The following is a 14083-nucleotide window of genomic DNA, read 5'->3' on the forward strand; positions in this document are numbered from 1 at the left end:
ATCGCGTGCCGCTTCGCGCGCCAGCTCGCCGCCGATCTCGCGGCGCGCGACGTGACCGTTGTCAGCGGGCTCGCGCGCGGTGTCGACACCGCGGCGCATATCGGGGCGCTCGGCGGATCGACGGTGGGGGTGATCGCGAGCGGGATCGACATCGCCTTTCCGCCCGAAAACGCCGCGCTGCAGGAGAAAATCGCGAGCGATCAGCTCTTGATCGCCGAACAGCCGCCGGGAAGCGAACCGCTGGCGCGCCATTTTCCTTCACGCAACCGCATCATCGCCGGGATCGCGCACGGAACCGTGGTGATCGAGGCCGCGCCGCGATCGGGATCGCTGATCACCGCGCGCCGCGCGGGCGACTATGGTCGCGAGGTGATGGCGGTGCCGGGATCGCCGCTCGATCCCCGCGCGCAGGGATGCAATCTGCTGATCCGCGATGGCGCCACGCTGGTCCAGAATGTCGACGACGTGCTGGAGGCGGTAGGGCCAATCGATACGCGGATGGTCCGCGAGGCGTCGTGCGCGCCGATCAGGATGTCGCACAGCGAACCCGCTGGTGATCGCGACCGGCAGACGATTGCCGGGCTTCTGGGGCCAACTCCGGTCGCGATCGACGAGCTGGTACGCCAGTCGGGCCGCCCTGCTGCGGCGGTCCAGCTCGTGCTGCTCGAACTCGAGCTTGCCGGTCGGCTCGAGCGCCATGCGGGGGCGCGGGTCAGCGCAGCCTGAACCGCTACAGAAGGATTGCGTCCTGTGATCCGCCGCACAGCGATGCAAACCATTATGATACAACGTCTTGTCGTGGTTCAGCCACGGTTCAGCGGTCCGACGACAGGCTGATGATATTGTATCACATGGGGAGTTCGATGATGCACAGCCGGTTACTGACGAGCGCCACGATGGTTGCGGTTCTGGCAACGGCGCCTGCGCCGATCCCGCTTGCGATGGCGCAGGCGAAGTCGGTGCCGGGGCAGGGATTTTGCCGAAATGCCGCGCCGTTGCCGCAGCTCGATCCGGAAGCGGCCTCGCAGTCGCAGCAGACCGGCGGCAGCATCAAAACCAAAGGCGGCAGCAGGTTCGACCGTGATGGCATGATGACGGCGGCACCGCCTCCGCCGCCGCCGCCCCCTCCACCCGCCCCAGCGCCCCCGTCCTACGATAGCGCGGACGATGTCTCCGAAGTGATCGTGACGGGAACGCGGGTCCCGTCGCCCGCGCTGGAGTCGCCGTCACCGGCGACCACGATCGGCGGCGACGAATATTCGGCAGAGCGCTCGTCTGCGGAGCCGGTCCCGGGATCCTCGACCGACGCCCGCATTCTGCCGCCGCGGCCCTATCCCCAGCCCCAACCGCAGGCGGGCATCCTGACGGCTGGCGAGCACGACGACCTGCTCAATCCCGAACTTTATGCGGCCTATGTCGGCCGCAGCGGCAATCTGGGGCAGGACGTGCAGAACCTGCCGCGCGTCGATACCACGCGTGTCGTGACGGTGAGGGTCAATGACCGGAGCGGCCAGCCGGTGGCCTTTGCCGATGTCACCGTGACGTGCAGCGACGGAAACAGCATTACGATGGCGACGCAGGCCGACGGGAGCGCGGTCTTTTTTCCGGGCCTCGACCGGCTGAGCGAACGGATTACCGTTTCGGCGAGGAAGGCGGGACGTACGATCGCCGACGCGCGGCCAGTGCTCGTCGCCAGTGCGGCGGGCGGGCAGGTCGTCGGGCTGACTGCGAATCAGGCGGCGACGAAAGCGACCAAGCTCGATCTCATGCTCGTCGTCGATACCACCGGTAGCATGGGCGACGAGATCAACTATCTCCAGTCCGAACTCCGGTCGATCATCGGCGCGATCACCGCGAAGCACCGCGACCTCGACATCCGGATCGGCTTTGTCTTCTACCGCGACCTTGGCGACGATTATGTCACCCGCACGATCGCTTTCGACCGCGATATCGGCCGCGTGCAAGGCGCGCTCGCGCAGCAACAGGCGAACGGCGGCGGCGACTATCCCGAAGCGATGGATCAGGCGATGATTCGCGCGGTCGGACAGGATTGGCGCCCCGACGCCGTAAAGTCGCTACTCCTCGTTGCCGATGCGCCGCCCCACGACGACAAGTTCGGACGGACATGGCAGGCCGCCGAGGCCGCGCGCGCCAAACGCATCCACATCACCCCGGTCGCCGCGTCGGGCGTCGCCGACAAGGCCGAATATGCGATGCGTGCGATGGCGGCGGCGACCCAGTCGCGTTACCTGTTCCTGACCGACGACAGCGGCGTCGGCAATCCGCACGCGCCGCCGGCGATCGACTGCTATCTCGTCACGCGGCTTGACGCGCTGGTCCGCCGCGTGATCGACAGCCAGATCAGCGGCCGCCGGATCGAGCCCGAGGATCAGGAGATCATCCGCAGCGTCGGTAAATATGACGCGGGCAAATGCATCCTTCCGGCCGATTTCAAATGGCAGAACGGATGATGTAAAATCCGGCTTGACGGAATCGAGCTATCCCCGCCACCCTCGCGCGTACATGTGAGAGCCGGTGACGGGGATAGTTTTTAATGCAATTGGTAATTGTTGAATCGCCCGCCAAGGCAAAGACGATCGAGAAATATCTGGGCCGCGATTTCAAGGTGCTGGCGTCCTATGGTCATGTCCGCGACCTGCCGCCCAAGGACGGCTCGGTCGATCCCGACGACGGCTTTGCAATGCAGTGGCAACTTTATCCCGACAAGACGAAGCGGATGAAGGAAATCCAGGATGCGGCAAAGACCGCCGACCGTCTGATCCTCGCGACTGACCCTGACCGTGAAGGCGAGGCGATCAGCTGGCATGTCCAGGAATTGCTGCGCAGCAAAAAGGCGCTGCCGCAGGCGGTCGACCGTGTCACTTTCAACGCGATCACCAAGCAGGCGGTGACCGATGCGATGGCGCACCCGCGCGCGCTCGACGATGATCTGATCGACGCCTATCGCGCGCGCCGGGCGCTCGATTATCTCGTCGGTTTCACCCTGTCGCCGGTGCTGTGGCGCAAGCTGCCGGGTGCGAAATCGGCCGGGCGCGTGCAGTCGGTTACGCTGCGTCTCGTGGTCGAACGCGAGCGCGAGATCGAGGCCTTTGTCGCGCAGCAATATTGGTCGGTCACCGGGCTGTTCGAGATGGGCGGCACGCCGTTCAAGGCGCGGCTCGCGCGCTGGCGCGGCGACAAGATCGAACGACTGACGATCGGCACCGAAGCCGACGCGCGCGCCGCCGAAGCCGATGTGCAGGCGGGGCATTTCACGGTCGATCAGGTCGAGACCAAGCCGCTCACGCGTAACCCGCCGCCGCCTTTCACGACCTCTACCCTGCAGCAGGAAGCCGCGCGCAAACTCGGCTTTTCGGCGAGCCATACGATGCGGATCGCGCAGGCGCTCTACGAAGATGGCGCGATCACCTATATGCGTACCGACGGCGTCCAGATGGACCACAGCGCCATCAGCGCCGCGCGCAAGGCGATCGCGACGCGCTACGATGGCGGTTATGTCCCCGACCAGCCGCGCCAATATCAGACCAAGGCGAAGAATGCGCAGGAAGCGCACGAAGCGATCCGCCCGACCGATTTTTCAAAGGACAAGGCGGGAAGCGGCGATCATGCGCGGCTTTACGAACTGATCTGGAAGCGCGCGCTTGCGAGCCAGATGGCATCGGCGCGGCTCGAGCGCACGAGCATCGACCTGACCGATGGCACGGGCAAAACGATGCTGCGCGCGACCGGGCAGGTCGTGAAGTTCCCCGGCTTCCTTGCACTCTATGACGAGAGCCGCGACGACAGCGCCGATGACGACGATGCGCGCCTGCTCCCCGCGATGGCAAAGGGCGATGCGCCGGCGAAGACCGGGGTCGAGGTCGAAAGCCACGAAACGCAGCCGCCGCCGCGCTATTCGGAGGCGAGCCTCGTCAAGAAGATGGAGGAACTCGGCATCGGGCGTCCGTCGACCTATGCGTCGATCGTCCAGGTGTTGAAGGACCGCGGCTATGTGACGGTCGAGAAGAATCGCTTCATTCCCGAAGAGAGCGGCCGGTTGCTGACGGCGTTCCTCGAACGCTTCTTCGAACGCTATGTCGAATATGATTTCACCGCCGGCCTCGAGGAAGAACTCGACGACGTTTCGGGCGGCCGCGCGCAGTGGCAGGCGGTGCTCGAACGCTTCTGGCGCGACTTCAAGCCGCGCACCGGCGAGGTGATGGAGCAGAAGCCGTCGGAGATCACCGCGGCGCTCGACGAGTTCCTCGGCCCCTATCTCTTCCCTGACAAGGGCGACGGCAGTGACCCGAGGCTCTGTCCCAATTGCGGCACGGGGCGCCTCGCGCTGCGCGGCGGCAAGTTCGGGCCGTTCATTGCGTGCAGCAATTATCCCGATTGCAAGTTCACGCGGAAGTTCGCGCAGCCCGGCGGCAGCGATGCCGGCGATACTGGCCCCGAGACGCTGGGCACCGATCCCGACAGCGGGCTGGAAGTCACGAAGCGAAGCGGACGCTTCGGTCCCTATATCCAGCTCGGCGACGGCAAGGAGGCGAAGCGCTCGTCGATCCCGAAGGATATCCCCGGCGAGGATTTCGACCTCGATTACGCGCTGCGGCTTTTGAGCCTGCCGCGCGAGGTTGGCGTGCATCCCGAAAGCGGCAAGCCGATCATGGCGGGGCTGGGGCGTTACGGCCCCTATCTGCTCCACGACGGCAAATATGCAAAGCTGACCGGGACTGCCGAGATATTCGATATCGGCATGAACGCCGCGGTCGTTCGCATCGCCGAAGCGGCTGCCGGCGGCGGGCGCGGGCGCACCAAGGCCGAGCCGCTGAACACGTTCGGCCCGCACCCGGTGAGCGGCGGCGAGATGAAGCTGATGGAAGGGCGCTTTGGTCCGTACGTCACCGACGGCACGACCAATGCGACGCTGCCCAAGACTGCCGATCCGGCGACGTTGACGCTGGAGGAAGCCATCGCCCTGATCGACGCGCGGGCGGCGAAGGGGCCGGCGAAGGGCAAGAAGAAGGCGGCGCCGAAGAAAAAGGCGGCAGCGAAGAAGCCCGCGGCGAAGAAGGCCCCGGCCAAGAAAAAGGCCGCAGCGGAGTAACGTTAACGCGGTGCGTGCGTTTGCGCCGCTGCAGAGCCGTGATAGGGTGGCGCATCAGGAGGTATTTCGATGCGCCATTTCTATGCCGTGATCCTGCTCGCTTTCCTGTCGGCGCTTTCTCTGCCCGCCGCGGCCCAGCCATCGCGCTATCTGATTTCGGCCCAGCCGATGGCCGATACGCCGCCGGGTACGCAGGCGTGGCGCGTCCAATATTGGACGACGAATGGCAGCGGCCAGCGTCTTGCCGTTACCGGCATCGTCGCGGCGCCGATGGAGGCGATCCCGCCGCGTCCGCGGCGTGTCATCGCCTGGACGCACGGCGCATGGGGCATCGCGGAAAAATGCGCGCCATCGCTCAGCCCGGATTTCTTTCCCTATAGCGCCGGTATGAGCGCCGTTCGCAGCGGCTATGTCGTCGTCGCGCCCGACTATATCGGCCTTGCGAGCCCCACGATGCACCCGTTCCTCGTCGGCCATGATACCGCGAATGCGGTTCTCGACGCCGTCCGCGCTGCGCGCGAGATACCCGGCGCGGCTGCTGGAAATGCCTTTGCCGTATGGGGTGAATCGCAAGGCGGCCATGCCGCGCTGTGGACCGCGATATCGGCGCGCAGCTATGCACCCGACCTGACCCTTGTTGGCACCGCCGCCGCTGCCCCGCCGACCGATCTTGCTGCAAATCTCGCGCAGGGAAGCGACAAAAATGCCCGCGCGCTGTTGCTGTCCTTCGCGCTGCATAGCTGGTCGACGCTTTACGGCTTCTCGCTCGACAGCATCACTAACCGCACCAATCAGGGCATCATTCGCCGTCTGTCGGAGAATAATTGCGTCAGCTTCAACAAGAAGCCGAAACTGGGCACCATCCTTGGTATCCTGACCATCGCGCGTGCGACGAAGAACAAGGACATCGCCAGGATCGAACCCTTCGCCTCCTTCGAGCGAGCTAACAGCGTCGACCCGGCGCGCGTGCCGGGCCCGTTGCTGATCGCACAGAGCAGCAAGGATACGATCGTCGCGCCGGCAGTCACGCGCAAGTTCGCGAAGGCCGTGTGCAAACGTGGCACCCTCACGCGGTGGATCGATATGACCGGCGACCATGGCGCCAGCGCAAAGGACAGCGCGCAGGAAACGATCGGCTGGATCACTTCGCGCTTCGATGGCAACCCGCCGCCGAATGATTGTCGGCGGATCTAGCGATCAGCGGAATGTGTCGGGGTTGACCCTGTCAGCATTGAACCATGTAACGGCATCGGGTCGGAATAGCATGAAGGTCGCGCCACCATAGAGCGCGTAAATCACCAGATTGAGGACAAGGGCAAGTCCGTGCGGCGCCAATGGATTGTTCAAGTTGGCGAGGAAGAACAACAGGCCAAGTCCAAAAAAGATCGCCTGAATCCACTTGGCGACTTTGCTCGCGCGGCGCGAAATGAAGAACCAGATCAGCAGATTGAATCCGATCCCGATCGCGAAGCTTGCGATCAGGAAACCTGATCCGAGACCGGCAGCCGACACTTGCGGATTATTGGCGAGAAGGTCGACGCTTTCTTTCCAGGGAAGCGCAAAGCTGAAGAGGCCGAGCACTATTGCGCCAAGGAAAAGCCGATCGAACAGCTTGATGGAATATGGCTTCGACATTCTGACTTCCCCAATTGGCTCAGTCCACCCAGTCGAGCCCCATGTCGCGGTAGACGCCGCGGTCCTCGTCCCAGTTGGCCTTGACCTTGACGTGCAGGAACAGGTGGACCTTGCGTCCCAGCAACTCTGTGAGCTCGTCGCGCGCGCGGCTGCCGATTTCCTTGATGCGTTCGCCCTTGTGGCCCAGGATGATCGCGCGCTGGTTGTCGCGTGCGACAAGAATCTGCTGATGGATTTCGGCGCTGCCGTCGGGGCGCGTCGTGAATTTTTCGGTCTCGACGGTCGACTGGTATGGCAATTCCTCGTGGAGCTGGCGATAGAGCTGTTCGCGCGTGATCTCGGCGGCGAGCATGCGTTCGGGGGCGTCGCTGACCTCGTCCTCGGGGAAGTGCCACGGCCCCTCGGGCATCAGCCCGGCAAGGTGCGCCTTGAGTTCGGGCACGCCGTCGCCGGTGCTGGCCGAAATGAAGAAGGTCTCGTCGAACGTGACCCGGCCGTTGAGTTCGGTTGCGATCGTCAGCAGCTTGTCCTTCCTGGTCAGATCGACCTTGTTCAGGACCAGATATTTCCTTTCGGGCCGGTTCGCGATGCCTTCGAGCACGCGCTCGACGCGGCCCGTCAGTTTGGCGGCGGCATCGACCATGACAAGGATCGCCTCGGCTTCTTCGAGGCTTCCCCAAGCCGCAGCGACCATCGCGCGGTCGAGCCGACGGGTGGGTGCGAAGATGCCCGGCGTGTCGATCAGCACGATTTGCGTCTCGCCATCCATCGCGACCCCCATGAGGCGGGTGCGCGTCGTCTGCGCCTTCGGGCTGACGATCGCGACCTTCTGGCCGACGAGCGCGTTGACGATCGTCGATTTGCCCGCGTTGGGCGCGCCGACAACGGCGACAAATCCGCAACGGTGGGTCATTCTTCCTGTCCTTCGAGTTCGGCGAGCAGGGCGGCGGCGGCCGCCTTTTCCGCTGCCTGTTTTGATGCGCCCTCGGCCTCGGCCCGGGCAAGTTTGCCGACGCTTACCGCGACACGGAAGCGCGGGGCGTGGTCGGGGCCTTCGCGCGCCACGATCTCATATTCGGGCGGGCGGCGTTTGCGTGCGAGCGCCCATTCCTGAAGCGCCGCCTTCGGATGTTTCGGCGCTGCCTGTTGCCCGGCTATCATCTCGCCCCATTGCGCGAGAATGAACTCGCGCGCGGCGTCGGCGCCCTGATCGAGGTAGAGCGCGCCAATCAACGCCTCGATCGCGTCGGCGGCGATATTGTCGCTGTAGCGGCCGCCATCGTTGCGCGCCTGCGCGCCGAACCGGATGAGCGCGGGCAGGTCCAGCCGCTGCGCGATCGCCGCGCAGGTCGCGCCCGAAGCGAGTACATGCAGCCGCGACGACATCTCGCCCTCGGTCGCTTTCGGAAAGCGTGTGTAGAGTTCGGACGCGATGACGAGCCCGAGCACGCGATCGCCGAGGAATTCCAGCCGCTGATAATCGGCGCGCCCGGTGCTGCCATGCGTCAGCGCCAGATCGTAGAGCGTCAGGTCATCCGGAGAGCAGCCGATGATCCCGGCGAGCGCACCGGTGTCCAGTAGATCGTTCAAAAACCGTCCCCGATGCGGCTCCAGCGCGCGGCGGTGAACCAGCTGATCGGGTTGATCCAGCTTGCCGATCCGTCGGTCGAGAACATGCCGACGAGTGCATGGCCGACCAGATTTTCTTCGGGAACGAGGCCGATACCCTGGTTTTCCATGGCGGGGAAGCGGCTGTCGGCACTGCGGTCGCGGTTGTCGCCCATCAGGAACAGATGGCCCTCGGGCACAACGACGAGCGGGGTATTATCTTCCGGGATCGTCGTGATATCGAGAATCGCATAGCTCTTGCCGCTCGGCAGTGTCTCACGGAACTGCTTGTACCGGCACTGCCGCTGGCCGTCGGCGGCGACTTCCTCGAACTCCATCGAATAGCACGGCAGCGTGCCCATCGTGCGCGACGCCTCGATCATGTTCGGTGTCACCGGAATCACGAGATCGGGCATGGTTTCGCGTTTCAGCGGCTTGCCGTTGAGCCAGACGATGCCATCCTTCACCTGGACGCTGTCGCCGGGCAGGCCGATCACGCGCTTGATATAATCATTGTCGTTGACCGGCGGCGCCTTGAACACGACGACGTCGCCGCGTTCGGGGGTGCGCGCGAAAATCCGCCCCGGAATCAGCGGCGCGCTGAACGGCAGGCTGTATTTCGAGTAGCCATAGGCCATCTTGTTCACGAGCAGATAGTCACCGATCAGCAGGCGGGGCTGCATCGATTCCGACGGAATATTGAAGGGCGACAGGAAAAAGCTGCGGAAAATCAGCACGGCGATCGCGAGCAGCGCGAGAAAGCGAACGGTATCGACCGCCTCTTCCTTGGCAGACACCGGTGCCGGAGCGGGGGTGGGCGGCGTGGGCCCGGCCGGGGGCGTCACATCGGCGGTAAAGCTGGCATTGGTCATGCCGCGGCATTGGCTATGAATAGGTTGCCACGTCAAGCAAATATCGGCGGACGACACTGGCGCCGGGCATGTGGCGGGCCTAGAGAATACCATGCATTCACCCCCGTTCGAGGACAGTAGATCATGACGACCGCCCAGCAGGCCTGGCAGGCTCTTTCCGACTGGCAACCGCGGAGGCTGGCCGATCTTGTCGCCGCCGATCCCGAAGCGCGCCTGCAGGCGATGGTGCGCAGCGTCGCCGACATCCGTTTTGATTTCGCCAAGACGCATCTGGACGATGCCGCGGTCGGGATCCTGTCCGGCCTCGCAGCCGCGCAGGATTTTGCCGGGCGGCGCAAAACGCTCTTTTCGGGAGGCATCGCCAACCCGACCGAAGATCGCGCCGCCGAGCATAGCGCCGAGCGCGGCGACGGCGCGCCCGAGTCGGTGCATGTCGCGCAGGCGCTGCACCAGCGAATGCGGATGATGATCGACGCGATCGAAGCCGGTGCGTTCGGCGAGATCCGTCACTTGCTCCATATCGGAATCGGCGGATCGGCGCTCGGTCCCGACCTGCTCATCGATGCGCTTGGTCGCCACAGCGACCGTTACGACGTTGCGGTGGTATCGAATGTCGATGGTGAGGCGCTCGACCAAGTCTTCGCCAAATTCAGCCCCGAGCACACGCTCGTCGCGGTCGCATCGAAGACGTTCACGACCACCGAGACGCTGCTTAACGCCAACTCGGCGCTGCAATGGCTCGATGAAGCGGGTGTCGAGGACCCGGTCGGCCGCTTCATCGCGCTGACCGCGAAGCCCGAGCGCGCGATGGAATGGGGCATCGACGAAACGCGCATCCTGCCTTTCAGCGAAACCGTCGGCGGCCGCTACTCGCTCTGGTCGTCGATCGGTTTTCCCGCGGCGCTCGCGCTTGGCTGGGATGCCTTCGCCGACCTGCTCGAGGGCGCGGCCGAGATGGACCGTCATTTCAGGCTTGCCGACGATGCCGATAATATCTGCCTCCTAGCCGCCTTCGCCGACCAGATCTACGCCAACCGCCTCGGCTGCCAGACGCGCGCGGTCTTCGCCTATGACGAGCGGCTGCGGCTGCTCCCCGACTATCTCCAGCAACTGGAGATGGAATCGAACGGCAAGTCGGTGACCTTCGATGGCAAGCCGCTGGCGCAGCAGACCGCGCCGATCACCTGGGGCGGGGTCGGCACCGATGCCCAGCACGCGGTGTTCCAGCTGCTTCATCAGGGGACCCGCCTGACCCCGGTCGAATTCGTCGTCGCACGCGAACCTGATCATCTGCTCGACGACGCCCATCACGAGACGCTCGTCGCCAACTGCATCGCGCAAGGCGCTGCGCTGATGACCGGACGCAAGAGCGAGGATGGCGCGCGCAACTATCCGGGCGATCGTCCGTCGACGACGATCCTGCTTGACCAGATCACGCCGCACAGCCTGGGCGCGTTGATCGCCTTTTACGAACATCGCGTATTTGCAAACGCCGTGCTGCTCGGCATCAACCCCTTCGACCAGTTCGGCGTCGAACTGGGCAAGGAAATGGCGAAAGGTCTCGCCGAAGGCTCGGTCGAGTTCGACGCCGCGACGCAGGCATTGATGCAGGCGGCGCTGGGGGATTGAGATGGCGCCATTCGCTGTGAGCGTAAAATTCGATTGGCATGGCGCCGCGGCGTAACCACATAGGCTGCCCGCGCGAAGTGCAAGCGACCATCCAGATCAGGGGTTTCCATGAGCGAGTTTGATTTCGACCTGTTTGTTATCGGCGCTGGCTCGGGCGGGGTGCGCGCGTCGCGCATCGCCGCATCCTATGGCGCGCGTGTCGCGGTGGCAGAAGAATACCGCGTCGGCGGTACCTGCGTGATTCGCGGATGCGTGCCGAAGAAGCTGCTCGTTTACGGCGCCCATTTCGCCGAGGATCTGAAGGACGCGCGCAAGTTCGGCTGGGACGTTCCCGATTGCAAGTTCGACTGGAACCGGCTGCGCGACAATGTGCTTGCCGAGGTCGACCGGCTCGAGGGGCTCTATGGGCAGACCCTCGACAATCACAAGGTTACCGTGCTCAGGACGCGCGCGACCGTCATCGGTCCGCAGAAGGTGCGGCTCGCCGATGGGCAGGAAATCAGCGCTGAACGCATTCTGATCGCGACGGGCGGCTGGCCGCATGTGCCTGAATTCCCGGGCAGCGAGCATGCGATCACCTCGAACGAGGTCTTCCATCTTGAAACGCTGCCGAAACGTGTCGTGATCGCGGGCGGCGGTTATATCGCCAACGAATTCGCCGGCATCTTCAACGAATTCGGCAGCAAGGTTACGATCGTCAACCGCGGCGACACGATCCTGCGCGGCTATGACGAACAGATCCGCGACCGGTTGCTGCAGATATCGATGACCAAGGGCATAGATTTCAAGTTCAACGCGCCATTTCAGTCGATTGCGAAGAACGACGATGGATCGTTGACTGTTCATCTCGAAGGCAGCGATCCGATCGAGGCCGATGCCGTGCTGATGGCAACCGGACGCGTGCCGAACACCAAGGGTCTGGGGCTCGAAGAGGCGGGCGTTGAACTCGATAGCCAGGGGGCTATCAAGGTTGACGACCGGAACCAGTCTTCGGTACCCAGCATTTTCGCGGTCGGCGACGTCACGAACCGCATCCAGCTGACCCCGGTGGCAATCCGTGAGGGTCATGCTTTTGCCGACACCTTCTTTGGCGGCAAACCCACCGTTGTAGACTATGCCAATGTGCCGAGCGCGGTGTTCAGCCACCCGCCGATCGGTGCCGTCGGAATGACCGAGGCCGAAGCCCGCAACAAGCTGGGCAGCATCCGCACCTACACCAGCGATTTTCGCGCGATGAAGAATGTCCTCGCCGGCCGTAACGAGCGTGCGCTGTACAAGATGATCGTCAACGCCGCGACCGATCAGGTCGTCGGGCTGCACATGATCGGCCCCGACGCGCCCGAAATCCTGCAGGCGGCGGCGATCGCCGTGAAGGCCGGGCTGACCAAGGCCGATTTCGACGCCACTGTCGCGCTGCACCCCAGCATGGCCGAGGAACTCGTCCTCCTCAAATAAGGTTTCGGCCTGCAACCTGTATGCGCTATCTTCCCCTGCAAAGAGGTGAAGGAAGGACGCGTGGCGGGAACGGCATTGGTCACCGGAGGCAGCGGCTATGTCGCGGGCTTTCTGATCCGGCAGCTGGTCGACAATGGGTGGACGGTGCACACGACCGTCCGCAGCCTGAAACGAGAGTCCGAGGTTCGCGGCTGGCTGAACACCGACAATGACAGGCTGCGCTTCTTTGCTGCCGATCTCGAGAATGACGCGGGCTGGGCCGAGGCGATGGCGGAGTGCAGCCATGTTGCGCACGTCGCCTCGCCCTTTCCGCTCGATGTACCCAAACATGCTGACGAACTGATCGTTCCGGCACGCGAGGGGGCGCTCCGTGCGCTGCGTTTTGCCAAGAGGGCAGGCGTGCAGCGCTTCGTTCTGACCTCGTCGATGGCAGCGATCGCCTATGGTCATGGCAGGAGCCGAGAGCTCTATAACGAAGCCGACTGGACCAACCTCGATAATCCCGAGGTTATGCCCTATCCACGTTCGAAGACCGTCGCCGAGCGCGCCGCGCGCGACTGGGTCTCTGCAGAGGGCGGCGATATGGAATTCGCTTCGGTCAATCCCGCCGCGGTATTCGGCCCGCTGCTGTCGACCGATCTTTCGACCTCGATCGAGTTGGTGAAGCAATTGCTCGAGGGCAAGGTGCCGATGTGCCCCGATATCGGCTTCGGGATCATCGACGTCCGCGATGTCGCCGACCTTCATTATCGCGCGCTGACCGTGCCGGGCATTCACGACGGACGCTATGTCTGTTCGGGACCGTTCCTGAAGATGATCGACGTTGCGAACCTGCTGCGCGCGAACCTTGGCGAGCAGGCGCGGAACGTGCCCAAGCGGAAGATGCCCGACTGGCTGCTCAAGCTGCTCGCGCTGGTGCGGCCCGAGCTCAAGCAGCTCGTCGCCGAACTCGGCAACGTCCGCGGCGGAGACAGCCGCCATGCGATGAAGACGTTGGGCTGGACGATGCGTCCTCCCGAGGAGGCGATCCTCGCGACGGCGCATAGTCTGATCGAACGCGGGATTGTGAAGATTTGATCTTCTTCGTCATTGCGAGGAGCGCAGTGACGAAGCAATCTCCAGCTATCGGCGTCGTGCAAGGTTGATAGCTGGAGATTGCTTCGCTTCGCTCGCAATGACGACTGCGTCACCCGATCCGGTACGGCACCACATCCCGCCGATCCGGGTCCACCAGTATCGGGCGATCGCTCGGCGGGAACGCGCGCTGATCGCAATCATCACGCGGACAGATGCGGCACGATAGCCCTATCCGCGTCGCGGCCTGCGGCGCGGCGACGTCGACCCCGTCGGCATAGACGAAATCGCCCGCATATTGCGCCTCGCACCCCAGTGCGACGGCGTAGCGGCGCGGCGATCGCGCATAGCTGCCCGACGGCTTCACCAGCCCCTTCGCCATCGACACATAGCGCAGGCCATCGGGTGTCTCTGCCAGCTGGAAGAGGATGCGGTCGGGGATCGCGGCGGCTTCGTGGACGATCCACAGGGGGCAGGCGCCGCCAAAGCGCGCAAATTGCAACCGCGTCGCGCTATGCCGTTTGGTTATATTGCCCGCCATGTCGACACGGCAGAAGAACATCGGGATGCCGCGTGCGCCCGGGCGCTGAAGCGTCGAAAGGCGGTGGCACGCCTGTTCGAAACTCACGCCATATTGCATCCGCAGCCGGTCGATATCGTGCCGCACCGCGCGCGCGCTGGCGCGGAAGGGGGCATAGGG

General features: G+C 64.2%; 12 protein-coding genes. 7 read left to right on the forward strand and 5 right to left on the reverse strand.

Features of this window, described 5'->3' with window-relative positions:
* The 4 genes from VN047_RS18370 to VN047_RS18385 form a co-directional block, all read left to right on the forward strand.
* The coding region (locus VN047_RS18370; protein WP_325545218.1) for a DNA-processing protein DprA at nucleotides 1-726 on the forward strand (726 nt) is incomplete at its 5' end.
* Between the two features lie 137 nt (nucleotides 727-863).
* Nucleotides 864-2471, forward strand: a complete 1608-nt coding sequence (locus VN047_RS18375; protein ID WP_325545220.1) for a vWA domain-containing protein — start codon at nucleotides 864-866, stop codon at nucleotides 2469-2471.
* Between the two features lie 83 nt (nucleotides 2472-2554).
* A complete protein-coding gene (gene topA / locus VN047_RS18380; RefSeq protein WP_325545222.1) occupies nucleotides 2555-5110 on the forward strand; it encodes a type I DNA topoisomerase in 2556 nt (851 codons plus the stop codon).
* 69 nt (nucleotides 5111-5179) lie between these two features.
* Nucleotides 5180-6304, forward strand: coding sequence for a lipase family protein (locus tag VN047_RS18385; RefSeq protein WP_325545224.1), 1125 nt, complete (start codon nucleotides 5180-5182; stop codon nucleotides 6302-6304).
* Nucleotides 6305-6307: 3 nt separating this feature from the next.
* Here the strand turns inward: VN047_RS18385 and VN047_RS18390 are convergent, their stop codons facing one another.
* Genes VN047_RS18390 through lepB form a run of 4 tightly spaced genes read right to left on the reverse strand, consistent with a single transcriptional unit; the run spans nucleotide 6308 to nucleotide 9150 of the window.
* Nucleotides 6308-6745, reverse strand: a complete 438-nt coding sequence (locus VN047_RS18390; protein WP_325545226.1) for a hypothetical protein — start codon at nucleotides 6743-6745, stop codon at nucleotides 6308-6310.
* A gap of 19 nt (nucleotides 6746-6764) precedes the next feature.
* A complete protein-coding gene (gene era, locus VN047_RS18395) occupies nucleotides 6765-7658 on the reverse strand; it encodes a GTPase Era (protein ID WP_325545228.1) in 894 nt (297 codons plus the stop codon).
* The gene (rnc, locus tag VN047_RS18400) at nucleotides 7655-8335 is read right to left on the reverse strand and encodes a ribonuclease III (RefSeq protein WP_325545230.1); all 681 of its coding nucleotides are present in this window, start codon (nucleotides 8333-8335) and stop codon (nucleotides 7655-7657) included. Before rnc ends, era begins: the two co-directional genes overlap by 4 nt.
* Nucleotides 8332-9150 (reverse strand): signal peptidase I, encoded by an 819-nt coding sequence (gene lepB, locus VN047_RS18405; protein WP_325545239.1) that lies wholly within the window; start codon nucleotides 9148-9150, stop codon nucleotides 8332-8334. Before lepB ends, rnc begins: the two co-directional genes overlap by 4 nt.
* A 198-nt stretch (nucleotides 9151-9348) precedes the next feature.
* Between lepB and pgi the strand changes: the two genes are divergently transcribed.
* The 3 genes from pgi (at nucleotide 9349) to VN047_RS18420 (ending at nucleotide 13386) form a co-directional block, all read left to right on the forward strand.
* Nucleotides 9349-10854, forward strand: coding sequence for a glucose-6-phosphate isomerase (pgi, locus tag VN047_RS18410; RefSeq protein WP_325545232.1), 1506 nt, complete (start codon nucleotides 9349-9351; stop codon nucleotides 10852-10854).
* Between the two features lie 108 nt (nucleotides 10855-10962).
* Nucleotides 10963-12309 (forward strand): glutathione-disulfide reductase, encoded by a 1347-nt coding sequence (gene gor, locus VN047_RS18415; RefSeq protein ID WP_325545234.1) that lies wholly within the window; start codon nucleotides 10963-10965, stop codon nucleotides 12307-12309.
* Between the two features lie 60 nt (nucleotides 12310-12369).
* Complete coding sequence (locus tag VN047_RS18420; RefSeq protein ID WP_325545236.1) at nucleotides 12370-13386, forward strand: NAD-dependent epimerase/dehydratase family protein; 1017 nt, start codon at nucleotides 12370-12372, stop codon at nucleotides 13384-13386.
* Nucleotides 13387-13495: 109 nt separating this feature from the next.
* On the opposite strand, the gene VN047_RS18425 is transcribed toward VN047_RS18420, so the two are convergent.
* Nucleotides 13496-14083: helix-turn-helix domain-containing protein (locus tag VN047_RS18425; protein WP_325545237.1), on the reverse strand; the 588-nt coding region annotated here is incomplete at its 5' end.

Source organism: Sphingopyxis sp., from assembly GCF_035565275.1.
GTDB lineage: Bacteria > Pseudomonadota > Alphaproteobacteria > Sphingomonadales > Sphingomonadaceae > Sphingopyxis.